The organism is Pseudomonas sp. WOUb67, from assembly GCF_050058005.1.
Taxonomy (GTDB): domain Bacteria; phylum Pseudomonadota; class Gammaproteobacteria; order Pseudomonadales; family Pseudomonadaceae; genus Aquipseudomonas; species Aquipseudomonas putida_R.
The window spans coordinates 1726917-1753352 of record NZ_CP170112.1 but is presented as its reverse complement, the minus strand read 5'-3'; the positions used below and the strand labels follow the sequence as shown (position 1 = coordinate 1753352).

At 62.5% G+C, this 26436-nt stretch carries 21 protein-coding genes; 13 read left to right on the top strand and 8 right to left on the bottom strand.

The genetic code is table 11. From position 1 onward, the window contains the following. Window positions 1-8 precede the first annotated feature (8 nt). The 3 genes from ABOC32_RS07860 to ABOC32_RS07850 all read right to left on the bottom strand — a co-directional run bounded on the left by ABOC32_RS07860 (window position 9) and on the right by ABOC32_RS07850 (window position 3391). Entirely contained in the window at window positions 9-1106 is a 1098-nt protein-coding gene (locus ABOC32_RS07860) for an amino acid ABC transporter permease (protein ID WP_426810649.1), read from the bottom strand. 10 nt (window positions 1107-1116) lie between these two features. Beyond that, on the bottom strand, window positions 1117-2295 hold the full coding sequence (locus ABOC32_RS07855) for an amino acid ABC transporter permease (RefSeq protein ID WP_426810648.1): 1179 nt from the start codon (window positions 2293-2295) through the stop codon (window positions 1117-1119). 67 nt (window positions 2296-2362) lie between these two features. After that, window positions 2363-3391 (bottom strand): amino acid ABC transporter substrate-binding protein, encoded by a 1029-nt coding sequence (locus ABOC32_RS07850; protein ID WP_043197986.1) that lies wholly within the window; start codon window positions 3389-3391, stop codon window positions 2363-2365. A 332-nt stretch (window positions 3392-3723) separates the two neighbouring features. Here ABOC32_RS07850 and ABOC32_RS07845 point away from each other — a divergent pair, with 332 nt between their 5' ends. Continuing rightward, window positions 3724-4380 carry an alpha/beta hydrolase gene (locus tag ABOC32_RS07845; RefSeq protein WP_426810647.1) on the top strand — a complete coding sequence of 219 codons (657 nt, stop codon included), beginning with the start codon at window positions 3724-3726 and terminating at the stop codon, window positions 4378-4380. A 100-nt stretch (window positions 4381-4480) separates the two neighbouring features. Then, window positions 4481-5944, top strand: coding sequence for an ATP-dependent RNA helicase RhlB (gene rhlB / locus ABOC32_RS07840; protein WP_426810646.1), 1464 nt, complete (start codon window positions 4481-4483; stop codon window positions 5942-5944). Between the two features lie 161 nt (window positions 5945-6105). On the opposite strand, the gene moaE is transcribed toward rhlB, so the two are convergent. The 5 genes from moaE to ABOC32_RS07815 all read right to left on the bottom strand — a co-directional run bounded on the left by moaE (window position 6106) and on the right by ABOC32_RS07815 (window position 10324). Next, window positions 6106-6552 carry a molybdopterin synthase catalytic subunit MoaE gene (gene moaE, locus ABOC32_RS07835; RefSeq protein WP_426810645.1) on the bottom strand — a complete coding sequence of 149 codons (447 nt, stop codon included), beginning with the start codon at window positions 6550-6552 and terminating at the stop codon, window positions 6106-6108. A 2-nt stretch (window positions 6553-6554) separates the two neighbouring features. Then, on the bottom strand, window positions 6555-6800 hold the full coding sequence (locus tag ABOC32_RS07830) for a MoaD/ThiS family protein (RefSeq protein ID WP_426811580.1): 246 nt from the start codon (window positions 6798-6800) through the stop codon (window positions 6555-6557). Then, complete coding sequence (moaC, locus tag ABOC32_RS07825) at window positions 6800-7270, bottom strand: cyclic pyranopterin monophosphate synthase MoaC (RefSeq protein WP_426810644.1); 471 nt, start codon at window positions 7268-7270, stop codon at window positions 6800-6802. Before moaC ends, ABOC32_RS07830 begins: the two co-directional genes overlap by 1 nt. A gap of 251 nt (window positions 7271-7521) precedes the next feature. After that, entirely contained in the window at window positions 7522-8916 is a 1395-nt protein-coding gene (locus ABOC32_RS07820; protein ID WP_234227717.1) for a PhoH family protein, read from the bottom strand. A gap of 271 nt (window positions 8917-9187) precedes the next feature. Beyond that, a complete protein-coding gene (locus ABOC32_RS07815; RefSeq protein ID WP_426810643.1) occupies window positions 9188-10324 on the bottom strand; it encodes a polysaccharide deacetylase family protein in 1137 nt (378 codons plus the stop codon). Between the two features lie 137 nt (window positions 10325-10461). On the opposite strand from ABOC32_RS07815, the gene yaaA reads away from it, so the two are divergent. The 11 genes from yaaA to ABOC32_RS07760 all read left to right on the top strand — a co-directional run bounded on the left by yaaA (window position 10462) and on the right by ABOC32_RS07760 (window position 26421). Beyond that, the gene (yaaA, locus tag ABOC32_RS07810) at window positions 10462-11241 is read left to right on the top strand and encodes a peroxide stress protein YaaA (protein ID WP_426810642.1); all 780 of its coding nucleotides are present in this window, start codon (window positions 10462-10464) and stop codon (window positions 11239-11241) included. Window positions 11242-12336: 1095 nt separating this feature from the next. Further along, window positions 12337-13653 (top strand): nucleotide sugar dehydrogenase, encoded by a 1317-nt coding sequence (locus tag ABOC32_RS07805; protein ID WP_426810641.1) that lies wholly within the window; start codon window positions 12337-12339, stop codon window positions 13651-13653. Between the two features lie 74 nt (window positions 13654-13727). After that, window positions 13728-15209 (top strand): glycosyltransferase family 2 protein, encoded by a 1482-nt coding sequence (locus ABOC32_RS07800; RefSeq protein WP_426810640.1) that lies wholly within the window; start codon window positions 13728-13730, stop codon window positions 15207-15209. A gap of 37 nt (window positions 15210-15246) precedes the next feature. Beyond that, a complete protein-coding gene (locus tag ABOC32_RS07795) occupies window positions 15247-16413 on the top strand; it encodes a PilZ domain-containing protein (protein WP_426810639.1) in 1167 nt (388 codons plus the stop codon). 12 nt (window positions 16414-16425) lie between these two features. Continuing rightward, window positions 16426-17958, top strand: a complete 1533-nt coding sequence (gene algK / locus ABOC32_RS07790; protein ID WP_426810638.1) for an alginate biosynthesis TPR repeat lipoprotein AlgK — start codon at window positions 16426-16428, stop codon at window positions 17956-17958. Beyond that, complete coding sequence (locus ABOC32_RS07785; RefSeq protein WP_426810637.1) at window positions 17955-19433, top strand: alginate export family protein; 1479 nt, start codon at window positions 17955-17957, stop codon at window positions 19431-19433. Before algK ends, ABOC32_RS07785 begins: the two co-directional genes overlap by 4 nt. Before the next feature lie 22 nt (window positions 19434-19455). Beyond that, entirely contained in the window at window positions 19456-21015 is a 1560-nt protein-coding gene (algG, locus tag ABOC32_RS07780) for a mannuronan 5-epimerase AlgG (RefSeq protein WP_426810636.1), read from the top strand. Between the two features lie 13 nt (window positions 21016-21028). Next, a complete protein-coding gene (locus ABOC32_RS07775) occupies window positions 21029-22468 on the top strand; it encodes an alginate O-acetyltransferase (RefSeq protein ID WP_426810635.1) in 1440 nt (479 codons plus the stop codon). Window positions 22469-22476: 8 nt separating this feature from the next. After that, a complete protein-coding gene (locus ABOC32_RS07770; protein WP_426810634.1) occupies window positions 22477-23580 on the top strand; it encodes a mannuronate-specific alginate lyase in 1104 nt (367 codons plus the stop codon). A gap of 215 nt (window positions 23581-23795) precedes the next feature. Beyond that, window positions 23796-25253 (top strand): MBOAT family O-acyltransferase, encoded by a 1458-nt coding sequence (locus ABOC32_RS07765; RefSeq protein WP_426810633.1) that lies wholly within the window; start codon window positions 23796-23798, stop codon window positions 25251-25253. A gap of 10 nt (window positions 25254-25263) precedes the next feature. Then, window positions 25264-26421 (top strand): alginate O-acetyltransferase, encoded by a 1158-nt coding sequence (locus ABOC32_RS07760; RefSeq protein ID WP_426810632.1) that lies wholly within the window; start codon window positions 25264-25266, stop codon window positions 26419-26421. Window positions 26422-26436: the final 15 nt, after the last annotated feature.

Here is a 26436-nt window from a genome sequence, read left to right as displayed (position 1 = left end):
CGAAACTCCTAACGCTTGTGGCCAGTGTCCAGCTTGCGCTCCAGGTGCATGGAGTAGCGGGACATACCGAAACAGAAAATCCAGAACACCAGGGCGGCGAACACATAGCCCTCGGTAGCCATGCCCAGCCAGGCCGGATCGGCGGCCGCTTGCTTGACGCTGTTCAGCAGGTCGAACAGGCCGATGATGATCACCAGGCTGGTGTCCTTGAACAGGGCAATGAAGGTGTTGACGATGCCGGGGATCACCAGCTTGAGCGCCTGCGGCAGAATCACCAGGCCCATCGAGCGCCAGTAGCCCAGGCCCATGGCCGCAGCGGCTTCGTACTGGCCCTTGGGGATGGCCTGCAGGCCGCCGCGCACCACCTCGGCGATGTACGCCGACTGGAACAGGATCACGCCGATCATTGCCCGCAGCAGCTTGTCGAAGCTCATGCCTTCGGGCAGGAACAACGGCAGCATCACCGACGACATGAACAGCACGGTGATCAACGGCACGCCACGCCAGAACTCGATGAAGGTCACGCACACCACCTTCACGGCCGGCATCCTCGAACGCCGGCCCAGGGCCAGCAGGATGCCCAGCGGCAAGGCGCCGACGATACCCACGGTGGCGATCACCAGGGTCAGCATCAGCCCGCCCCACTGGCTGGTCGGTACGTTTTCCAGGCCCAGGTACCCGCCATGCAGCAGGGTGTAGGCCAGGATCGGGTACAGCACCAGGAAGCCCAGGCCGTAGAGGACCTTGCGCGGGAAGCGCTTGATGAACAGCGGCGCAGCGCCGATGACGGCAAGCCACACGGTCAGGTCCACGCGCCAACGCAGCTCGGTCGGGTAGTAGCCATACATGAACTGGCCGAAACGCTGCTGCACGAACACCCAGCAGGCGCCATCCTTGGTGCAGTCGGCACGGGTTGTGCCGACCCAGTTGGCGTCGATCAACGCCCACTGGATAAGCGGCGGCACGATCAGCCACACCAGGTAGATGGCGAGCAGGGTCAACAGCGTGTTGAGCCAGCTGGAGAACAGATTGGCACGCATCCATGCGAGCACGCCGACGGTTTTCACCGGTGGCGGCATATCGGGTTTGAAAACATGGGCATTCACGGGCGTATCCTCACCGCTCGATCAGCGCAATGCGCTTGTTGTACCAGTTCATCAGCAGCGAAATGCTGATGCTGATGGCGAGATAGACACTCATGGTGATCGCAATCACCTCGATGGCCTGGCCGGTCTGGTTGAGCACGGTGCCGGCGAACAGCGAGACCATCTCCGGGTAGCCGATACCGGCCGCCAGCGACGAGTTCTTCGCCAGGTTCAGGTACTGGCTGGTCAGCGGCGGAATGATCACCCGCAGTGCCTGGGGGATGATCACCTTGCGCAGGGTCGGGCCCTCGCGCAGGCCCAGCGAGCGCGCGGCCTCGGTCTGGCCATGGCTGACCGAACGGATGCCCGAACGCACGATTTCAGCGATGAAGGCTGCCGTATAGATCGTCAGCGCCAAGGTCAGCGCCAGCAGTTCGGGGATCAGCACCCAGCCACCGACAAAGTTGAAGCCCTTGAGCTGCGGCACTTCCCAGCTTACCGGGCTGCCGAACAACAGTACGCTCAGGCCCGGGATGACGATGAACAGCGCCAGCCCCACCCAGAACTTGTGGAACGGCACGCCGGTTTCGTTGAAGCGCTTGTTGGCCAGGCGCACCATCACGACAATGGCGGCAATGGCCACCACCAAGGCAACCACGAACGGCCAGAAGCCATCGGCCGTGGACGCGCCCGGCATGTTCAGGCCACGGTTGCTGATGAAGAACATGTCGTCGATGTTGATGCTGCCCCGCGGTCCCGGCAGGGTCAGGAACACGGCGAAGTACCAGAACAGGATCTGCAGCAGCGGCGGAATGTTGCGGAAGGTTTCCACATACACGGTCGCCAGCTTGTTGATCATCCAGTTCGGTGACAACCGCGCCACACCGATGATGAAGCCCAGAATCGTCGCCAGGATGACGCCGATGAAGGTCACCAGCAGGGTATTGAGCAGGCCGATGACGAACACCCGCGCATAGCTGTCGGATTCCACATAGGGGATCAGGTGCTGGGCGATGCCGAAGCCGGCACTGCGGTCGAGGAAGTCGAAGCCCGAGGTGATACCCCGGTGTTGCAGGTTGGTTTGCGTGTTGTGGAACAGGTACCAGCCCAGCCCCACCACGAAGACGATCGTGAGGACCTGGAACAGCCACGCGCGCACACGCGGATCGTTAAGGGACAAGCCCTTGGGTGCGCCGATTAGATTTTGCATGAAGTGCCCCGGACAGTAGGGATTCGAACAGCCTGCGGCGGCGGGATGCCGCCGCAGGGTGCAACCATCAGCGCACAGGTGGCGCGTACTGGATGCCGCCGTTGTTCCACAGGGCGTTCATGCCACGGTCGATCTTCAGGTCGGTGCTCTGGCCCAGGTTCTTCTCGAACACTTCGCCGTAGTTGCCGACTTGTTTCACGATTTGCACTACCCAGTCTTTGGGCAGCTTGAGGTCCTTGCCGTACTCACCGTCCGCACCCAGCAGGCGGGCGACGTCCGGGTTTTTGGTGCCTTTGGCTTCGGCCTCGACATTCTTCGAGGTGACGCCCGCCTCTTCGGCGTTGAGCATGGCGAACAGGGTCCACTTGACGATGCTGAACCACTCCTCGTCGCCTTTACGCACCACCGGGCCCAGCGGCTCCTTGGAGATGGTTTCCGGCAGTACCACGTAGTCGGTCGGCGCGGCCAGCTTGGAACGCTGGGCGAACAACTGCGACTTGTCCGAGGTCAGCACGTCGCAACGGCCCGACTCCAGCGACTTGGCGCTTTCGTCCGAAGTGTCGAAGGTGATCGGCGTGTACTTGAGGTTATTGGCGCGGAAGAAGTCCGACACGTTCAGCTCGGTGGTGGTACCGGCCTGGATACAGATGGTTGCGCCGTCGAGCTCCTTGGCGCTGGAGACACCCAGCTTCTTGTTGACCAAAAAGCCTACGCCGTCGTAGTAGGTGACGCCGGCGAACACCAGGCCCATGCCGGCATCGCGCGAGCTGGTCCAGGTGGTGTTGCGCGACAGCACGTCGACCTCGCCCGATTGCAGGGCGGTGAAGCGTTCCTTGGCGTTGAGCTGGCTGAACTTGACCTTGGTCGCGTCGCCGAACACGGCGGCGGCCACGGCGCGGCAGACATCGGCGTCGATACCGACGATCTTGCCTTGCGCATCAGGTACCGAGAAGCCCGGAAGACCGTCGCTCACGCCACACTGGACGAAGCCCTTCTTCTTTACCGCATCGAGGGTGGCGCCGGCCTGGGCAGTGCTCACGGCGCCCAGTGCGGCGGCAGCGGTCAGGACTGCCAGGGTGGTTTTCAACATCTTCATTCACAACCTCCAAATCGCTCTTGTTGTATCGAGCCGGAATTGCACCGCACCCTTTTGAGGCGTATCCGACCCGTATTGGCTTGTTATTGGGTCAATTGGCGCAATGGACTGTTCTGTGACAGCCTTCGCGTGCAAAGGGTGTTACCGTCAAGGCCTGCCCTTTGCATCACAGGTTGAACTGCAAAGCGCGTACCAGATTCGTTGGCTGTAGCGTTTAAGCGCTCGTCAAGTAGGGAAAGTTGTATCGTTGCGACATTCTTTTTCCGACAATCATTTCCAGCGCCTTCTTTTCACGCACGCCATAACAAGACCCGCACATTTTCGGAGCAGTCATGACCAACCCGCTGATTCTCGAACCACAGAAAACCGCTGACGCCTGTGTGATCTGGTTGCACGGTCTGGGGGCCGACCGTTACGACTTCCTACCTGTGGCCGAATTCATGCAGGAGCGTCTGCTCAGCACCCGCTTCATCATGCCCCAGGCCCCGACCCGTCCAGTCACCATAAATGGCGGGTATGCCATGCCCAGCTGGTATGACATCAAGGCCATGACCCCGGCCCGCGCCATTGACGAAGCGCAGCTGGAAGCGTCGGCCGAGCAAGTGGTTGCCCTGATCAAGGCCGAGCAGGCCAAAGGCATCAACCTGTCGCGGATCTTCCTGGCCGGCTTCTCCCAGGGTGGCGCGGTGGTGCTGCACACTGCCTATATAAAGTGGCAAGAAGCACTGGGCGGGGTAATTGCCCTGTCCACCTATGCCCCCACCTTCAATGACCAGCACCAGTTGAGTGCCTGCCAGCAGCGCACCCCGGCCCTGTGCCTGCATGGCGTGCATGACCCGGTGGTGATCCCGTCCATGGGCCGCACCGCCTTCGAGTACCTGAACACCTGGGGTGTCGCCGCCCGCTGGTACGAATACCCCATGGAACACGAAGTGGTGGTCGAAGAACTGAACGACATTCACAACTGGCTGAGCGAGCAACTGCAATAGGCTGGCTCTCTTGTAGTTGTGGGAGTATTCCGCTACGCCGCGCCCGGATCTTGCATTACACTGCCCGGCGTACATTCCTTAATCAGTTGATGAGACGATCGTGCTCAAAGCACTCAAGAAAATATTCGGCAAGGGAGACGCCGCGCCTCAAGCCGTCGCTCCTGCTGCCAGCGTGATGCCGCCTGCGCCCGCACCCGCCAGCGAGGCCCGGCCCGCAGCAAAACCGGCCGTACCGCGTGCCACCCCCGCCCCCAAGGCTGAACAACCCGCTACTGCTACGCCACCTGCCGACAAAGCGGCCAAGGACAAACCGCGTCGCGAGCGCAAGCCCAAGCCGCAGGCCAGCCTGTGGAAGCCGGAAGACTTCGTGGTCGAGCCGCAGGAAGGCAAGACCCGCTTCCACGACTTCAAGCTGTCCAACGAGCTGATGCACGCCATCCACGACCTGGGCTTCCCGTACTGCACGCCGATCCAGGCGCAGGTGCTGGGTTATACCCTGCGTGGCCAGGACGCCATCGGCCGGGCGCAGACCGGTACCGGCAAGACCGCAGCGTTTTTGATCTCGATCATTTCCCAGCTGCAGCAGACGCCACCGCCCAAGGAACGCTACATGGGCGAACCGCGCGCGCTGATCATCGCGCCTACCCGCGAGCTGGTGGTGCAGATCGCCAAGGACGCCGCTGCGCTTACCAAGTACACCGGCCTGAACGTCATGAGCTTCGTCGGCGGCATGGACTTCGACAAGCAGCTGAAGGCCCTTGAAGCACGCCACTGCGACATCCTGGTAGCCACCCCGGGCCGCCTGCTGGACTTCAACCAGCGCGGCGAGGTGCACCTGGACATGGTCGAGGTGATGGTGCTGGACGAAGCCGACCGCATGCTCGACATGGGCTTCATCCCCCAGGTGCGCCAGATCATTCGCCAGACGCCGCCGAAAAGCGAGCGCCAGACCCTGCTGTTCTCCGCCACCTTCACCGACGACGTGATGAACCTGGCCAAGCAGTGGACCACCAACCCGGCCATCGTCGAGATCGAGCCGGAAAACGTGGCCAGCGAAACGGTCGAGCAGCACGTGTATGCAGTGGCTGGCAGCGACAAGTACAAGCTGCTGTACAACCTGGTAACCCAGAACAACTGGGAACGGGTGATGGTGTTTGCCAACCGCAAGGACGAAGTGCGGCGCATCGAGGAAAAACTGGTGCGCGACGGCATCAATGCCGCCCAGCTGTCGGGCGACGTGCCGCAGCACAAGCGCATCCGCACCCTGGAAAACTTCCGCGAAGGGCGCATCACCGTGCTGGTGGCCACCGACGTGGCCGGGCGTGGCATCCATATCGATGGCATCAGCCACGTGATCAACTTCACCCTGCCAGAAGACCCGGACGACTACGTGCACCGCATTGGCCGTACTGGCCGTGCCGGGGCCAGTGGCGTGTCGATCAGCTTTGCCGGGGAGGATGACTCGTATCAGCTGCCGGCGATCGAGGAACTGCTGGGGCGCAAGATCAAGTGCGAAATGCCACCGGATGAGCTGTTGAAGCCGGTGCCGCGCAAGCACCACTGATTGCCCGAATGCTGACGCCGCCCTTGTAGGAGCGGCCTTGTGCCGCGAAAGGGCCGCAAAGCGGCCCCATCATTTTTTGCATCAACGCTAAAATCCTGGGGCCGCTTCGCGGCCCTTTCGCGACACAAGGCCGCTCCCACAGGGGGCCAATACTGCCTTGACTACCAGCGCCCCGCCGCATCCTGATCACTCTGCTTGCCTTCAACCCACCGCGGTCCTTCCTGGGTATTCTCCTTCTTCCAGAACGGCGCCCGGGTCTTCAGGTAGTCCATGATGAAGTTGCAGGCATCGAACGCCGCCTGCCGATGGGCACTGGCCACACCGACAAACACGATCGGCTCGCCCGGCTCCAGCGCCCCGATGCGGTGCAACACCTCCACCTTGAGCAACGGCCAGCGCTGCTCGGCCTCGACCACGATCTTGGCCAGGGCCTTTTCGGTCATGCCCGGGTAGTGTTCAAGGAACATCCCCGCCACTTCGCGGCCATCGTTGAAATCCCGCACATAGCCGACAAAACCGACCACCGCGCCCACGCCAACGTTGGCCGCGTGCATGGCATTCACCTCGGCGCCCGGGTCGAACGCGTCCTGCTGCACTCGCACTGCCATGTTCAGCCTCCGGTTACCGGCGGGAAGAACGCCACTTCATCACCCTCTTCCAGCGGCTCATCGAGCTTGCACAGCTCTTCGTTGCGCGCGCACATCAGGTTCTGCTCGGCCAGGACCGCATAGTGCCCGCCCTTGGCCACCAGGGCCTGGCGTACGTCGTCCAGCACCTTGAACGCGCCTTCAACACGCTCGCCATCCACGCCAAGCCGTTCGCGGTAGCGGGCGAAGTACATCACCTTGACCTTCATCATGCCTGCACCTTGTAGTGGCCGCTCTTGCCGCCGAGCTTTTCCAGCAGGCGCACCTGTTCGATGACCATGCCCTTGTCCACGGCCTTGCACATGTCATAGATCGTCAGCGCGGCAACGCTGGCAGCGGTCAGCGCCTCCATCTCGACACCGGTCTGCCCGGCCAGCTTGCAACGGGCGACGATACGCACGGCGTCCTTGCCCTCCGCGCTGAGTTCGACCTTGACGCTGGTCAGCATCAGCGGGTGGCACAGCGGGATCAGGTCGCTGGTCTTCTTCGCCGCCTGGATCCCGGCAATGCGCGCCACGGCGAACACGTCGCCCTTGGGGTGGTCACCGTCGACGATCATCTGCAAGGTCTGCGGCAACATGCGCACCCGCGCCTCGGCGGTGGCCTCGCGCTCGGTCACGGCCTTTTCAGTGACGTCGACCATGTTGGCCCGCCCCTGGGAATCAAGATGTGTCAGCACTGCTCTGCTCCTGTGAAGGGAACAGCCAGTGTAAACCTGTGGGTCAGGTTTGAGCAGAGGTATGTGTCGCCCCACATCGGCTTCAAGGCATGCCCATCACCTGTAGGAGCAGCCTTGTGCTGCGAAAGGGCCGGCATGACTGGAAGATAGCTATGCCTGTAATGGCCTCTTCGCAGCACAAGGCTGCTCCTACAGAACGCAAGGGAGGCTGGCAGGCAAGGCCGGGCAGTAATCTGCCCGGCCCAACAGCTTTACAGATGCGACTCGGCGTACTCGGCCAGCACCGAGCGTGGCACGCCCTGCAGGGTGATGTGCACGCCGTGGGGGAAGTCCTTGAAGCGCTCGGTCAGGTAGGTAAGGCCCGAGCTGGTCGCGGACAGGTAGGGGGTGTCGATCTGCGCCAGGTTGCCCAGGCAGACCACCTTGGAACCGGAGCCGGCACGGGTGATGATGGTTTTCATCTGGTGCGGCGTCAGGTTCTGGCACTCGTCGATCAGGATCAGGCTTTGCTGGAAACTACGGCCTCGGATGTAGTTCAGCGACTTGAACTGCAACGGCACGCGCTCAAGGATGTACTCGACGCTGCCATGGGTGCTCTCGTCATCCATGTGCAAGGCTTCGAGGTTGTCGGTGATGGCGCCCAGCCAAGGCTCCATCTTCTCGGCCTCGGTGCCCGGCAGGAAGCCGATCTCCTGGTCCAGCCCCTGCACGCTGCGGGTAGCAATGATGCGCCGGTAGCGCTTGCTGACCATGGTCTGCTCGATGGCTGCGGCCAGGGCCAGGATGGTCTTGCCGGAGCCAGCCGCGCCGGTCAGGTTGACCAGGTGGATATCCGGGTCGAGCAGGGCGAACAGCGCCAGGCTCTGGTGGATGTCGCGTGGTTTCAGCCCCCAGGCTTCCTGGTGCAGCAGTGGCTCCTGGTGCAGGTCGAGCAGCAGCAGCTCATCGTTGCGGATACCCTTGATCCAGCCGACAAAGCCCTGTTCATCGATGATGAACTCGTTGATGTGTACCGCAGGCAGGTTGTCGATCATCTGCACCCTATGCCAGGTGCGGCCGCGCTCCTGACGGGTATCCACCTTGCTGACGCGGTCCCAGAACGAGCCGGTGACCGAATGGTAGCCCTTGGACAGCAAGGACACGTCATCCACCAGCTGGTCGGTGCTGTAGTCCTCGGCCGCAATGCCACAGGCGCGCGCCTTCAGGCGCATGTTGATGTCTTTGGTAACCAGCACAACATCCAGGTCGGCGCGCCGGCTACGTACGTCGAGCAGGGTGTTGATGATGATGTTGTCGTTGAGGTTTTCCGGCAGCAACTTGCTGGGTTCGTTGCGCGGGCTCATCAGGATCGACAAGAAGCCCTTCGGCCCACTCTTGTTACGCTGGATCGGCACGCCCTGCTCGACATCGCTGGGCGAAGCGTCGCCGAGGGTCTGGTCGATCAGGCGGATGGCCTGGCGACATTCGGCAGCGATGGTCTGTTTGCCAGTCTTGAGCTTGTCGAGTTCCTCCAGCACCGTCATCGGGATGGCGACATGGTGCTCCTCGAAGTTCAGTAACGCGTTGGGGTCGTGAATCAGGACGTTGGTATCGAGCACATACAGGATTGGCTTGCTGGAGGAAGGGTTGCGTCCTTGGTCATCCATACTCGGTCACCTTATGTCGAAGCCACACGGCGCGGTCTGTTGCGCCGCAGAGTGACTACCGGTCTCCCCGGCGCCGCGTTGTTACGGGCGGGAAGCGAACCTGGCTAGGTGGGCCTGGATGACGCCACCTGTGCTGCAGGAATCGGCTGTCTGGTTTCTTCATACCGCAAAAACGATGAACGAAAAAAGTATTTTTATGTGTTTTGAAGTTTATTTTTCAGATTGATGAAGAGGCCTTGGCGGCGAAGCCAGAGGGGACTACGCTCAGAAGTCATACCCCCTCTTCGCGATAAGCATATTCCCGGCAATCCGCCCAGCCAATGCCGCTCTGGGCCGTGTTGCGCAGCAACCACTCCACCGCTGGCTGGGCCTTGGGCAAGCTGTCATGGAGCTGGATCACACCCTTGCGCCACAGCAGCATCAGGGTCAGCACCCGCTGCGCAGAGGCCTCTGCGCTCAGTGCGCCATCGTCCAGGGCATCGATATCCCACAACGACACCCGCAGCTGCTGGCTGGCCATGAACGCCTCACCATCGGCCCGACGCTGCCCGTAGGGTGGCCGGAACAACGGCACATACTCTGCCGGCAGGTCGGCCTGTACCCTTGCCTGGCTGCGCCGCAGCGAATCCTGCCAGTCGGTCCATTGGGCATGGGAGCGGTATTCCCAACCCTGAATGCCCACACACTGGCCGCGGTAGAGCTGGCGCAAGGCATTTGCCGCCCCGGCGTCACGGCGCTGCTGCAAGCGGTTGCCCAACACGAAGAACGTACCTTCAAGCTTCTGCCGGCGCAGGTAGTCGGCAAGCTGATCGGTATTGCCGCCCTCTGGCCCGGGGCCGCCGACGAAGGTCAGCAGGAACATCCGGTCGTTCAGTTCATCACCACTGCGTTCGCGCGGCGACAGCCGCTCAACCTCGCTGCTGGTCTGCGGCAGCAATGCCGCCTTGCGCAGTTGTTCGTCCAGGTAACGCACATGAAACTGATGGCTCGGCTCAATCCAGCTTTCATAAAACGTGCCGACATCGGCAGCGAACGTCGCGGCTTGCATGCGCAAATCCGCCATTGATGTCACCGGATAGCAGAACGAGGCATCCTGCTCGCAGCTGCGCTGCGCCTGTTCATACCCTTGCCACAGCCGCTGCCACATGCGCGCACGCACAAGGCGTACCTTCTGCAGGTTGATCTGCCGCAACCCCAGCCGCGCCGCCAGCGCTGCGTCGTCGAGCAACTCGCTTTCGTGCAGTACCTGAGCGAACGAGAGAATCTCGGCCCGCGAGGCCACATCGAACAGCGCCGGGCTGTTCAGTTGCTCGGGCCACAGGCTGCGGTCCAGGCTCACCTGGGGTAATGGGGCGGCTTGCACGGCCAGGCTCAGCAGAGCGGCCAGCAAGGCAAAGGCAATGCGCACGGTGGATGGCTCCGCAACGGCAAAACGCGAACTATAGCGCCTGCACCGGCCATGGTCTGTGACTATCGTCGCCATAGTTTGGACTTGCACCGCCCAGCCCGTAGAATCTGTGGCCAACGATGCCAGGAGCCGACCCGATGCTGACGGTGATTTCCCCCGCCAAGACCCTCGACTACGACACCAAACCTGTGACCGAGCGTTTCACCCTGCCCCAGTACCTGGACGACTCCCAGGAACTGATCCTGCAACTGCGCGAACTGTCGCCCGCACAGATCAGCGAACTGATGCACCTGTCCGACAAGCTCGCCGGCCTGAACGCCGCCCGCTTCGGCAGCTGGACCCCGGACTTCACCCCAGCCAATGCCAAGCAGGCACTGCTGGCGTTCAAGGGTGACGTGTACACCGGCCTCGACGCCGAAAGCCTGGGCGAGAACGACTTCAGCTACGCGCAAGACCACCTGCGCATGCTTTCGGGCCTGTACGGCCTGCTGCGCCCGCTCGACCTGATGCAACCGTATCGCCTGGAAATGGGCACCAAGCTGGCCAACGCCCGCGGCAAAGACCTGTACGCCTTCTGGGGCACACGCATCAGCGAATGGCTGAACCAGGCCCTGGCCGAACAAGGCGATGACGTGCTGCTGAACCTGGCCAGCAACGAGTACTTCAGTGCGGTGAAACGCAGCGCGCTGAAGGCTCGGGTGATCAACGTCGACTTCAAGGACCTGAAAAACGGCCAGTACAAGATCATCAGCTTCTACGCCAAGAAAGCCCGGGGCATGATGAGCCGCTTCGTCATCCAGCAGCGCATCAGCGACCCGGAGCAGCTCAAGCAGTTCGACGTGCAGGGCTACTACTACAGTGCCGAGCAGTCCAAGCCAGACCATCTGGTGTACCTGCGCGATCATCCTGCCGACTAGGCCTATCATGACGGAGGGGCTGCCCGGTCAGACCAACAGTTCCCTCTCACATGGCCACGCAACTCTTCAATTGACCGGACCTACCCTTGGCGACAGTCCAGCAAATCAGGGTAAGAGACTGCTTGGATTACTCAGGCCAAGTCATAAGCCGAAAGTTGTGATATCGAGCACCGCTCACTCCTACTGACCATCATCGTCTACGACGCATCCACAAGACCTGTAGGAGCAGCCTTGTGCTGCGAAGAGGCCGTTTCAGCCACAGAAAATGTGTTGCCCAACTGGCCTCTTCGCAGCACAAGGCTGCTCCTACAGATCCCCCACTGGCCTTGATAGCGGTGAGGCACCTGTGACATCCCCTTCCCCCGCAACAGGGCCCGATTCAAATCGCCACTACGTCACGATTCCGGCGCCAGAAAACCACCACAGCTATCCTTATCGCCAAACGCCATAAGACCGCTCATACCTTTTTTGACGTTTTTTGAAAAAAATTTCCCGATGCTGGCATAAAAATATCTCGTAACAGTTTCACCCTTTATATACGGGGGTGAAACATCCGCGTGCCATCAAATTGAAACTGCCCACAACTGAATAAATATTTAGAAAACTTTCATCCCGACCAAATCGGCTCAGGAACTTCCACACCGGCTAATCGCTCATAGTGCCGTAACGAATTTCCTGCCCACGGGCTGTGAGAGATGACTTACAGATGACAAGGGCAGGTATCCACGACCGCCTTGATAACTTCGGCAGGTATGACGGGATCCCCCGAAAACCCTGTCAACGCAGGAGAGACGCGCCCTTATAATTCGTCCTAGTGGTTGATTTCAAAGGATTTTTCCACTTGAAAAAACAAGCACAGCAACGCGCCAAGTAGCGCTTTGCAATAAAGACGGCTGCATTTCAAGGCACGTTTTTAATAGATGGCTTTTTACTGTCAACTTTGAGCGCATAACTTTCTGCGCTCCACATTTATTTGGCCTGCGCTCGGCGAAGTGTGCATTCGTCATGGATCCGTGCGCCCAAAAACTGTTGTTAATCAACCCAGCTTGGCTCTCTGCGGAGGTGCCGGCGTGATAAACACATGAGGTGATAGCGATGCGTATCAGCATCTTTGGTTTGGGTTATGTGGGTGCAGTCTGTGCAGGCTGCCTGACGGCGCGAGGCCATGACGTGATCGGTGTGGACGTGTCCAGCACCAAGATCGACCTGATCAACCAGGGCAAGTCGCCCATCGTCGAACCTGGCCTGGAAGCACTGCTGCAACAGGGCATCGCCAATGGCCGCCTGCGTGGCACCACCGACTTCGCCGAGGCCATCCGCGCCAGCGACGTGTCGATGATCTGCGTGGGGACGCCCAGCAAGAAGAACGGCGACCTGGGCCTGGAGTACATCGAGGCTGTGTGCCGCGAAATTGGCTATGTGCTGCGTGACACCACCCGCCGCCACACCATCGTGGTACGCAGCACCGTGCTGCCGGGCACCGTCAAGAACGTGGTCATTCCGATTCTCGAAGACTGCTCGGGCAAGAAGGCCGGTGTCGACTTCGGCGTCGCGGTCAACCCGGAGTTCCTGCGTGAAAGCACCGCGATCAAGGACTACGACCACCCACCGATGACCGTCATCGGTGAACTGGACAGCGCCAGCGGCGACGTGCTGCAGAGCTTGTACGAAGAACTCGACGCGCCGGTCATTCGCAAGCCGATCGAAGTGGCCGAGATGATCAAGTACACCTGCAACGTCTGGCACGCCACCAAGGTCACCTTCGCCAACGAAATCGGCAACATCGCCAAGGCCGTCGGTGTCGATGGTCGCGATGTGATGGACGTGGTCTGCCAGGACAAGGTGCTGAACCTGTCGCAGTACTACATGCGCCCAGGTTTCGCCTTCGGTGGCTCGTGCCTGCCCAAGGATGTACGCGCCCTCACCTACCGCGCTGCCAGCCTCGACGTCCGGGCGCCGCTGCTCGATTCGCTGATGCTCAGCAACGAGTCGCAGGTGCAGAACGCCTTCGAGCTGATCGAAGCCCACGACAAGCGCAAGGTCGCCCTGCTCGGCCTGAGCTTCAAGGCCGGCACCGACGACCTGCGCGAAAGCCCCCTGGTAGAACTGGCCGAGCGCCTGATCGGCAAGGGCTACCAACTGGACATCTACGACGAGAACGTCGAGTACGCCCGCGTTCACGGGGCGAACAAAGAGTACATCGAGTCGAAGATCCCTCACGTGTCCTCGCTGCTCAACGCCAACTTCCAGAAGGTCATCGACAACGCCGACATCATCGTCCTGGGCAACCGTGACGAGCAGTTCCGCGCCCTCGCAGAGCAAGCCCCGGCCGGCAAGCAAGTGATCGACCTGGTGGGCTTCATGGGCAAACCGACCTGCTCGACCAGCCGTACCGAAGGCATCTGCTGGTAAGCCCTCGGCCGGGCGATGCAGGCGTCACAGCCTGCGTCGCCCACCCTTTCCCGAATTCTCGACGGATGCTGAACATGCAAAGGCTCCAGACCCTGCTGTTGCAGTGCGCCGGGTGGCTGCTCTACATGAGCCTGCTCATGCTGATCGCCCTGGCCCTGCCAGCCGATATCTTCGACTCGCAATCGAAGCACTTCATCTTCCTGGTCGGCGCAGTCGGCATCTGGCGCTATTCCATGGGCGCCACCCATTTCATCCGCGGCATGATCTTCCTTTACGGCGTGTACCCGTACCTGCGCCGCAAGGTGCAGAAAATGGGCAATGCTGCCGACCCGTCGCACGTTTACCTGATGGTCACCAGCTTCCGTATCGAGGCACTGACCACTGCCCAGGTGTACAGCTCGGTAATCCGCGAGGCGATCAACTGCGGCTTCCCCACCACCGTGGTCTGCTCGCTGGTGGAAATGTCCGATGAACTGCTGGTGAAGAGCCTGTGGGCCAAGTACAACCCGCCGGCCCACGTGAAGCTGGACATCGTGCGCATTGCCGGTACCGGCAAGCGCGATGGCCTGGCCTACGGCTTCCGCGCCATCTCGCGCATGCTGCCAGACGAGAACGCCGTGGTGGCAGTGATCGACGGCGACACGGTGCTGGCCGATGGCGTGGTCCGCAAGACCGTGCCGTGGTTCAAGCTGTTCCCCAACGTCGGTGGCCTGACCACCAACGAGTTCTGCGAAGTACGTGGCGGCTACATCATGAGCGAGTGGCACAAGCTGCGCTTCGCCCAGCGCCACATCAACATGTGCTCGATGGCACTAAGCAAGCGCGTGCTGACCATGACCGGGCGCATGTCGATGTTCCGCGCCAGCGTGGTGACCAACCCCGAATTCATTGCCGACGTCGAAAGCGACTCGCTGATGCACTGGCGCCTGGGCCGCTTCAAGTTCCTGACCGGTGACGACAAATCCAGCTGGTTCAGCCTGATGCGCCTGGGCTACGACACCTTCTACGTGCCGGACGCCGCCATCAACACGGTCGAGCACCCGCCAGAAAAGAGTTTCTTCAAGGCCAGCCGCAAGCTGATGTACCGCTGGTACGGCAACAACCTGCGGCAGAACTCCCGTGCGCTGGGTCTGGGCCTGGGCCGTCTGGGGCTGTTCACCAGCATCGTGCTGTTCGACCAGCGCGTGTCGATGTGGACCAGCCTGCTGGGGCTGACCGTAGCAGTGATCGCCAGCCTCAAGTTCGGCCTGGCCTTCCTGCTGGTGTACCTGCTGTGGATCGGCATCACCCGCCTGATCCTCACCATCATGCTGCTGTGCTCCGGCCACAACGTAGGCCCGGCCTACCCGCTGATTCTCTATTACAACCAGATCATCGGCGCGCTGATGAAGATCTACGTGTTCTTCCGCCTCGACAAGCAGTCGTGGACGCGTCAGCCCACTGCCCTCAAGCGTGACCTCGCCAGCTTTCAACAATGGTTCAACACCTGGTCCTCGCGGACCATGACCTTCTCGGCTGCCAGCATCTTCGTTGCTGTGCTGTTCATGGTCGTGTGAGCCCAACCCGGATCGGATCTAACAGGAACAAACCACCATGAATACCGCCGTGAACGTCAATGTCGTGCATGAGTCCGAAGCCCAGCGCCAACACGCCCGGGTGCGCATTCCCGCCAAGCTGCGTTTCCTGGACGCCCAGCGCCAAACCCACGAAGTGAAGGTCGATGACCTTTCCGCCGGTGGCCTGAGCTTCCACACCAAGCAGCCACTGTCGGTGGGCGATGTGCTGCGCGGGCGCCTGCAGTTCGTGGTCGACAACCTGGGCCTGTCGATCGACATCGAGTTCCAGGTGCGCTCGTACAACCCGGGCAGCGGCCGTACCGGTGCGCAGTTCCAGAACCTTGAACCCCGCGACATCGCCACGCTGCGGCACATCATCACCAGCCACCTGTCGGGTGAGCTGATCAGCATCGGCGATGTGCTCAGCACCCTGCAGCGCGACAACTTCACCAAGGCACGCAAGCAGAAGGACGGCGGTTCGGGCCTCAGCGCCTTCGGCCGGCTCAAGGCCGTCACCGTCACCCTCGGCGTGTTCGTGGTCGGCGTCGCGGCGTTCGGCTTCGTCGCCAAGTCGCTGTACGGCATGTACTTCGTCAGCCATGCCGAAGCCGGCGTGGTCGCGGTACCGACCACCACGGTCACCATGCCGCGCGACGGCACAGTAAGCAGCCTGGTCGAAAGCGGTGGGCAGATCGCCAAGGGCGCGCCACTGGCCAGCTTCACCACCAGCATGCTGGACATGCTCAAGGGCAACCTGGACGACGCGCAGCTGGAGCCGGCGAAGATCGAGGAACTGTTCGGCAAGCAGCTGTCCGGCACCCTCACCAGCCCCTGCGATTGCGTGATCGCCCGCCAGCTGGTGGACGATGGCCAGTACGCAGCCAAGGGCCAGGCGATTTTCCAGCTGATCCCGCGCACCACCACGCCGATGGTCGAGGCGCGCTTCAGCTACCGCCAGTTCGATGAGGTCAAGCCAGGTACCCGGGTCAACTTCCAGGTCGCCGGCGAAGACGAAGTGCGCACCGGCCAGATCGTCAGCAGCACCAGCCTCAACAGCGAAGACCTGTCTTCCGACATCCGCGTGCAGATCAAGCCCGACAGTGGCATGCCCGCCGAACTGGCCGGCCGCCCGGCAGCGGTCAACAGCGACCGTGGCCCGTCTATGAACTGGCTGATCGACAAAGCCGTGGCCCGTGGGCTGTAAGAGGACAAGCCGATGACTAGCAGACACCTCGATACCTGTGGGAGCTGGCTTGCCGGCGATCGAGTGCGCAGCACTCGCCCAGCAGATGTATCGCCTGCACTGGCCTCTCGCCGGCAAGCCAGCTCCCACAGGGTCCGCGTGAACCTTGGTCTTTGTGCCCTGGCTGTTGCCATCACCCTGGCCGGCTGTGCCGGCCTGCCTGACCAGCGCCTGGCCAACGAAGCCATGAAGCGCGGCGACACGGCATTGGCCGAGCGCAACTACAAGGCCCTGGCCGACCTGGGCTACAGCGAAGCGCAAGTGGGCCTGGCAGACATCAAGGTGGCCACCCGCGACCCGTCGCAAATCAAGGAAGCCGAGGCCACCTACCGCGCCGCGGCCGCCACCTCGCCCCGTGCCCAGGCGCGCCTTGGCCGCCTGCTGGTGGCCAAGCCCGACAGCACCCAGGCCGAACGCGAGGAAGCCGAAACCCTGCTCAAGCAGGCCGCGAAACAGGGCGAAAGCAACACCCTGATTCCGCTGGCCATGCTCTACCTCAGCTACCCGCAGAGCTTCCCCAAGGTCAACGCGCAGCAGCAGATCGACCAGTGGCGCGCCGCCGGCAACCCCGAAGCGGGCCTGGCCCAGGTGCTGCTGTACCGCACCCAGGCCACCTACGACCAGCACCTGGGCGACGTGGAAAAGATCTGCAAGGCCGCGCTGAATACCACCGACATCTGCTACGTCGAACTGGCCACCGTCTACCAGAAGCGTGGCCTGGCCGACCAGCAAGCCGCCCTGCTCGGCCAGCTGAAGTCCGCCTACGCCCGTGGCGCCGTACCGGCCACCCGGGTCGACAGCGTTGCCCGGGTACTGGCTGACCGCAGCCTGGGCCAGACCGACGAGAAAACCGCCAAGGACCTGCTGGAGCAGGTGGCCCCGGCCAACCCGGCATCCTGGGTCAGCCTGGCGCAACTGCTGTACGACTTCCCCGAACTGGGCGACACCGACCAGTTGCTGGCCTACATCGACAAGGGCCGCGAAGCCGAACAGCCACGCGCCGAACTGTTGCTGGGCCGCCTGTACTACGAGGGCAAGACCCTGCCGGCCGACGCCAAAAAAGCCGAGCAGCACCTGCAAACTGCCGCCGACGGCGGTGAAATCAGCGCCCATTACTACCTGGGCCAGCTGTACCGCCGCGGTTACCTGGGCAATGTCGAGCCGCAGAAGGCCGTCGACAACCTGCTGGCCGCCGCCCGTGGCGGGCAGAACAGCGCCGACTATGCCCTGGCCCAGCTGTTCAGCGAAGGCCACGGCATCCGCCCGCAACCGGGCAACGCCTGGGTGTTCGCCCAGCTGTCGCAGGTCAACCCGACGCCGCAATCGGCTGAGCTGCTGCAACAGCTCGACCAGCAACTCACGCCTGACCAGCGCAGCCAGGCCCAGCAACTGCTGGCGCAAGAAAAGCAGGCGCGCGGCAGCATGGCGCAGGGGGCCAACAGCACCCTGGCCATCGAAGCCCTGCAAGACGACGAAAAAGAAGTAGACGGTGAGGACTCGCTATGACGCTTAATCCCTTCGTGAAAGCTGGCATCGGCCTGAGCTTCGCCCTGCTGTGGTCCTGCCCGACCCTGGCGGAAATGACCGCCGAGAAAAACTTCGGCCTGGACGTGAAAATCACCGGCCAGTCGGAAGACGACCGTGACCTGGGCACCCGCCCTGGCGGCGACGTCAACGGCCTGGGCCTGGACCTGCGCCCCTGGGTGTACGGCGAGCGCGGTAACTGGAGTGCTTACGCCATGGGCCAGGCAGTCGCCGCCACCGACACCATCGAAACCGACACCCTGCGCCAGAACGACGACGGCACCAGCACCGAAACCGGTGACGACAGCCGCCAACCCGACAAAAGCTACCTGGCCATGCGCGAGTTCTGGGTCGGCTACAGCGGCCTCACCGCCTACCCGGGCGAGCAACTGCGCCTGGGTCGCCAACGCCTGCGCAGCGACGACGGCATGTGGCGCGACACCAACATCGAAGCGCTGAACTGGACCTTCGACACCACCCTGCTCAAGGCCGACCTGGGCGTGGCCCAGCGCTTCAGCGAGTACCGCACCGACCTCACCGAGCTGGCCCCGGAAGACAAGGACCGCACGCACCTCTACGGCAACGTCGCCACGCAGTGGACCCCTGGCCACTGGGTAGGCGTACGCGCCCACCACACCCATGACAGCGGCAGCCTGAAGAACCCCGGCGAAACCGTCGATGCGCTGGACAAGACCCGCACCGGCGACCTGACCTGGCTGGGCCTTGAAGCCAACAGCGACGCCTACAACTGGCGCAACGACCACACCGTCAACTACTGGGGCAGCGTCACCTGGCTGACCGGTGACCGCGACACCCTCAGCAGCCAGGCCGTAGGCAACGAACAGGTTGCCACCGGCAAGCAGAGCGGGGACGTCAATGCCTGGGCCACCGACCTCGGCATCCGCCTGCGCCTGGACCCGCAATGGCAGGTCGGCGCGGCCTACGCCCGTGGCAGCGGCGGCGGTGGCGACGACGGCTCGAACAACTTCGAGCAGACCGGCCTCGAGAGCAACCGCTCCAACTTCACCGGCACCCGTTCGCGTGTGCACCGCTTCGGCGAAGCCTTCCGCGGCGAGCTGGGCAACTTGCAGGCAGCCACCCTGTTCGCTTCCTGGCAGCTGCGCGACGACTACGACGCCAGCCTGATCTACCACAAGTTCTGGCGTGTCGACGGCAACCAGAACATCGGTTCCAGCGGCATCAACGCGGTGGTCAACGACAACGGCGTGAACCGCCCGCTGGTCGATGGCGAAAAAGACCTTGGCCAAGAGATGGACGTGGTCGTGACCAAGTACTTCAAGCAAGGCCTGCTGCCCGCTTCGATGAGCCAGGCCATCGACGAACCGTCCGCGCTCGTGCGCTTGCGTGCCGGTGTGTTCAAGCCGGGCGACGCCTACGGCAAGGAAGCGGACTCGTACATGCACCGCGCCTTCGTCGATGTGATCTGGCGCTTCTGAGGCCGGTAGGGGACTGACCGTTATGAACCTTCACCCGCACTTACGTCACAGCCTGTTGGCCAGCGCCTTGCTGCTGGCCAGCGGCCTGGCCGCTGCCGCACAACCTCAGGTGATCGCCAAGGAGCTGCAGCAGGCCAAGACCTACACCGTGGCCAGCGCACCGATCGAGCCGCTGCAGATGGACCCGCCGAAGCTGCCCGACCTGACCGGCTACACCTTTGATGCGGTGCAGAAAAAGATCGACCGCCGCCACAAAGGCAAGGTCAGCCTGCGCCGCATGTTCCAGGAGGACACCCTCAAGGAGTTCGTCGGCGGCGACAACAAGGCAGCCGAGTGGGTGCAGCGCCAGCACGGCATCCCGCAGGCGATCTTCATCGATGACGGCCATGTCGACCTGGTCGAGCTGAGCAAGAAGGTACCCAGGCAGTACCTCAGCGAGGTCGAGCCTGGGGTTTACCTGGCACGCCTGCCAATCGTGGTCGGGCAAAAGGGCATCCTTGAGATCGACGGTAAGGTCAAGCAGCTGCGCCTGTCCCAGGAAGGCGGTTCGTTCCTGGTCAATGACGGCAAGCTGTTCGTCACCGACACCCAGGTGACCGGCTGGCGGGAAAAGGACAACGGCCCGGCGACCTTCCGCTCGCCCAAGGAATTCCGCCCGTTCCTGCTGTCGTGGGGCGGTACCGAGACCTACATCGTCAACACGAAGATGGCCAGCTTCGGCTACGCCAAATCCAAGTCGTACGGCGTGAGCATTTCGCAGTACACGCCGAACATGGCCAAGCGCATGGGCCGCCCGGAACCCACCGGCTGGATCATCGGCTCGGAGTTCAGCGACATGTGGTACGGCTTCTACTGCTACGAGACCCAGGACTTCGTGGTCAAGGACAGCACCTACCGCGACAACATCGTCTACGGCATCGACCCGCACGACCGTTCGCACCGCCTGATCATCGCCGGCAACACCGTGTACGGCACCAGGAAGAAGCACGGCATCATCGTGTCGCGTGAGGTGAACGACAGCTGGATCATCAACAACAAGAGCTACGACAACAAGCTCTCTGGCGTGGTGATCGACCGTAACAGCATCAACAACCTGATCGCCTACAACCAGATCTACCGCAACCACACCGACGGCATCACCCTGTACGAAAGCGGCGACAACCTGATCTGGGGCAACAAGCTGATCAACAACCGCCGCCACGGCATCCGCGTGCGTAACAGCGTGAACATTCGCCTGTACGAAAACGTCGCCATGGCCAACGGCCTGGTGGGCGTGTACGGCCACATCAAGGACCTGTCCGACACCGACCGCGACATCGCCCTCGACCCGTTCGACACCAAGGTGTCGCTGATCGTGGTGGGTGGCGAGCTGGCGGCCAATGGCTCCGGCCCGCTGTCGATCGACTCGCCGCTGTCGGTCGAGCTGTACAAGGTGTCGATGCTCGCCCCGCGCAAGGCCAGCGGCATCAGCCTCAACGGCATCCTCGGCGAGCGCCAGGACGAAATCCTCGACCTGCTGGTGCGCCAGCAAAAGGCTGTGCTGATCGACCCGGTCGAACGCCAGACCGAAATGATCGATTAAGGAAGCCCAGACCATGACCCCACACCTGATGAAACTGCTGGGCCTGTCCGCCGCCCTTCTGGCGATCAGCCAAGGCGTGCGCGCCGACGAAATGAAGGCCCCCACCTTCAGCGCCGAGCCCTGCTGCCAGCTGTGCCCCGAAGCGCACGACGCCAGCCGCTACACCACCCGTTACCAGCAGAACTTCACCACGCTGGTACAGGCCCACGGTGACTGGCTGTTCCGTACCCGCGAAGACCTGCGCACCGAGTTCAACACCACCCCGGCCGGCTACAAGCGCCTGCAGCAAGTGCACGACGCGTTCAAGAAGCGTGGCGTGGAACTGGTGGTGGTGTACCAGCCGACCCGTGGCCTGGTGAACCGCAACATGCTCAACCCGGCCGAGAAAGCCGCGTTCGACTACCAGAAGGCCCTGGGCAACTACCAGGCCATGCTCAAGCGCTTCGCCAGCATGGGCTACAACGTGCCCGACCTGTCGCCGCTGACCAACGAGCAACTGGCCGCCGCCGACCAGGGCAAGGACTTCTACTTCCGCGGCGACCAGCACTGGACGCCGTATGGCGCCGAGCGCGCTGCCAAAATCGTGGCCGACACCGTGCACAAGATGCCGGCCTTCGAAGGCATCCCGCGCAAGGAATTCGAGACGAAGAAATCCGGGCGCATGGGCAAGACCGGCACCCTGCACAACGTTGCCGGCCAGCTGTGCGGCACCAGCTACGCCGTGCAGTACATGGACCAGTTCGCCACCGAGCCGAAAGGCTCCAGCGGCGGCGACGACCTGTTCGGTGACGGCGGCAACGCGCAGATCACCCTGGTCGGCACCAGCCACAGTGGCAAGAACTACAACTTCTCGGGTTTCCTCGAGCAATACATCGGCGCCGACGTGCTCAACGTCGCCTTCCCGGGCGGTGGCCTTGAAGGCTCGATGATCCAGTACCTGGGCAGCGAGGAATTCCAGAAGAACCCGCCGAAGATCCTGGTGTGGGAATTCTCCCCGCTGTACCGCCTGGACCAGGAAACCATCTGGCGGCAAATCCTTGGCCTGCTGGATGACGGCTGCGACGACCGCCCGGCCCTGATGAGCGCCAGCACCACCCTCAAGCCCGGCAAGAACGAACTGATGGTCAACGGCAAGGGCGGCGTGATCAAAGACCTGATCAACCGCAACCTGCAGATGGACGTGAAGTTCGAAGACCCGTCGGTGAAGGTGTTGCAAGCCACCCTGTGGTACCTCAACGGCCGCCACGAGGACATCAAGCTGGAAAAACCGGAAACCTCCGACACCGATGGCCGCTTTGTCTTCCAGATGCGCGAAGACGAAGACTGGGCCAGCCAGAGCCTGCTGGCGTTCGAGGTACAGGGGCCGGAAAACGGCACCCAGAAGGTCGAGGCCAAGCTCTGCAAACGCAACAACTTCGCCGTGCCTGCGCAAACCGCGCAGGCCGGCCAGTGAGGCGACCCATGACCCATCCGAAACACATCTTTCGCCCTGCCCTTCTCGCTTTGGCCCTGTTCGGCGGTGCCGCGCACGCCGCGCTGGTACCGCCTCAGGGTTACTACGAGGGGATCGAAAAGCTCAAGACCGGCGATGGCAACTTCCGCTGTGAAGCGGCGCCCAAGCCGTACACCGGCGCGCTGCAGTTCCGCAGTAAATACGAAGGCTCGGACAAGGCACGGGCAACGCTCAACGCGGCCTCGGAAAAGGCCTTTCGCAAGTCGACCGAAGACATCACCACCCTTGAGAAAGGCGTGAGCAAGATGGTGGGCCAGTACATGCGCGACGGCCGCCCGGCGCAGCTCGACTGCACCCTGGCGTGGCTGGGCACCTGGGCGCGCGCCGATGCGCTGTTGTCCACCGACTACAACCACACCGGCAAGTCGATGCGCAAATGGGCGCTGGGCAGCATGAGCGGTTCGTGGCTGCGCCTGAAGTTCTCCAACTCGCAGCCACTGGCCGCGCACCAGGCCGAGGCCGAGCTGATCGAAAAATGGTTCGCCCGCCTGGCCGAACAGACCGTGCGCGACTGGAGCGACCTGCCGCTGGAGAAGATCAACAACCACAGCTACTGGGCGGCCTGGTCGGTCATGGCAACCGCCGTGGCCACCGACCGCCACGACCTGTTCGACTGGGCCGTGAAGGAATACAAGGTGGGCGCCAACCAGATCGATGACCAGGGCTTCTTGCCCAACGAAATCAAGCGCAAGCAGCGCGCGCTGGCCTACCACAACTACGCCCTGCCGCCGCTGGCGATGATTGCCAGCTTCGCCCAGGCCAACAACGTCGACCTGCGCAGCGAGAACAACTTCGCCCTGCAGCGCCTGGGCGAAGGGGTACTGGCCGGCGCTCGCGACCCTAGCCACTTCAAGGCGCGCGCGGGTGAGAAACAGGACATGACCGACCTCAAGGTCGACGGCAAGTACGCCTGGCTCGAACCCTGGTGCGCGCTTTATCACTGCGTCGGCAACACGCTCGATCGCAAGCAGCACATGCAGCCGTTCAACAGCTTCCGGCTGGGTGGCGACCTGACCCGGGTCTACGACCCGAACGCAGAAAGCAAGAAATAGGTGTCGCCTGGATTAGGGCCGCTTTGCGGCCCATCGCGACACAAGGCCGCTCCCACAAGGGAAACGCGGTACCTGTGGGAGCGGCCTTGTGTCGCGAAACGAGGGCGAAGCCCTCGCCAACAGGAATGAAGTGACAACGGTTTCCTCCAGCTTTTCGCTGGGGGGTTTGGGGGGCGCTTTGCCCTGGATGCTGTGAACAAATTAGGAGAACCGGGATGGTCTTCTCGTCCAACGTGTTCCTGTTCCTGTTCTTGCCGATCTTCCTCGGCCTGTACTACCTGAGCGGGCAACGCTATCGCAACCTGCTGCTGCTGGTCGCCAGCTACATCTTCTATGCCTGGTGGCGGGTGGACTTCCTGGCCCTGTTCGCCGGGGTCACCCTGTGGAACTACTGGATCGGCCTGAAAGTGGGTGCCGCCGGCGTGCGCACCAAACCCGCCCAGCGCTGGCTGCTGCTCGGCGTGGGCGTCGACCTGGCCATCCTCGGTTACTTCAAGTACGCCAACTTCGGCGTCGACAGCCTGAACGCGATCGTCGCTTCGTTTGGCCTGGAGCCGTTCATCCTCACCCACGTGCTGCTGCCGATCGGTATCTCGTTCTACATCTTCGAGTCGATCAGCTACATCATCGACGTGTACCGCGGCGACACCCCGGCTACCCGCAACCTGATCGACTTCGCAGCGTTCGTGGCGATCTTCCCGCACCTGATCGCCGGCCCCGTGCTGCGCTTCAAGGACCTGGTCGACCAGTTCAACAACCGCACGCACACCCTGGACAAGTTCTCCGAAGGCTGCACCCGCTTCATGCAGGGCTTCATCAAGAAAGTGTTCATCGCCGACACCCTGGCAGTGGTCGCCGACCACTGCTTCGCCCTGCAAAACCCGACCACGGGTGACGCCTGGCTGGGCGCGCTGGCCTACACCGCGCAGCTGTACTTCGACTTCAGCGGCTACAGCGACATGGCCATCGGCCTGGGCCTGATGATGGGTTTCCGCTTCATGGAGAACTTCAAGCAGCCGTACATCAGCCAGTCGATCACCGAGTTCTGGCGTCGCTGGCACATCAGTCTGTCGACCTGGCTGCGCGACTACCTGTACATCACCCTGGGCGGTAACCGCAAAGGCACCTTCAACACCTACCGCAACCTGTTCCTGACCATGCTGCTGGGCGGCCTGTGGCACGGTGCCAACTTCACCTACATCATCTGGGGTGCCTGGCACGGCATGTGGCTGGCGATCGAACGTGCGCTGGGCCTGGACACCAACCCGCAGCGCTTCAACCCGGTCAAATGGGCCTTCACCTTCCTGCTGGTGGTGGTCGGCTGGGTGATCTTCCGCGCCGAAAACCTGCACGTGGCCGGCCGTATGTATGGCGCCATGTTCAGCTTCGGCGACTGGCAGCTGTCGGAGCTCAACCGCGCCAACCTCACCGGCCTGCAAGTGGCAACCCTGATCATTGCCTACATCACGTTGGCGTACTTCGGCCTGCGCGACTTCTACCGCAACGCCAAGCCGACGCCCAGGGCGACCCCGGTGCAGGTCAACGCTGACGGCTCGATCGGCCTGGACTGGGCCCGGGTGATGACCCGCGCCCTGGTGCTGCTGCTGTTCGTGGCCTCGATCCTCAAACTTTCGGCGCAGAGCTACTCGCCGTTCCTGTACTTCCAGTTCTGAGGCCGATGACATGAACCGCACATTACGCATCACTTATTCCCTGTCGTTCCTCGGCCTGCTGGTGGGCATGGGCGTTTGGTCCACCGGTGGCCTGCAAAGCTTTCAGCGCACCGAGCAGATGACCGTGCTAAACGGCAAGCTGGCCAAGGCCGCCGAGACCCACTACGACGCCGAGTTCCCGATCAAGCGCCTGGGCACCAACCTCTGGGCCGCGCTGGACTTCAAGCTGTTCAACGAAGGCCGCCCCGGTGTGGTGCTGGGCCGCGACCAGTGGCTGTTCAGCGACGAAGAGTTCAAGCCCACTGCCGGCGCCGAGCAACTGATGCAGGAAAACCTGGCGCTGATCCGTGGCGTGCGCGACACCTTGCAGCAGCACGGCAGCCAGCTGGTGCTGGCGATCATCCCAGCCAAGGCGCGCCTCTATTCGGAATACCTGGGCAAGGAGCAGCCGGCCAGCCTGCACGATGACCTGTACAACCGGTTCCATGCCCAGGTGCGCCAGGCCAACGTGTTCGCCCCGGACCTGCAAGCGGCCATGGAACAAGCCAAGGCGCGTGGCCAAGTGTTCCTGCGCACCGACACCCACTGGACACCGATGGGCGCCGAAGTCGCCGCCCAGGCGTTGGCCGAGGCCGTGAGCCGGCAGAACCTGCTCAACGGTGACCCGCAAACCTTCGTCACCGAAGCTGGCAGCACCGCGCCCTACAAAGGCGACCTGACCAACTTCCTGCCACTGGACCCGCTGTTCAGCAACCTGCTGCCGGCCCCGGACAATCTGCAACAACGCAGCACCCGCCCGGCGCAAGCCGAGGGTGAAGGTGACGACGCGCTGTTCGCCAACAACGAGATTCCGGTCGCGCTGGTGGGTACCAGCTACAGCGCCAACCCGCACTGGAACTTCCTCGGCGCGCTGCAGCAGGCACTGCGCAGCGACGTCGCCAACTACGCCGAAGACGGCCACGGCCCGTTGCTGCCGATGCTCAAGTACCTGCAAAGCGATGCCTTCAAGAACGCCGCACCGCAAGTGGTGGTGTGGGAATTCCCCGAACGTTATCTGCCCATGAAAAACGACCTCAGCAGCTTCGATCCGCAGTGGATCGCCCAGCTGAAAAACACCCGTAAATCCGAAGAAAACCTGGCCTTGTCGTCCACCCGGACGAACCACTGAACGATAGAGAGGAAA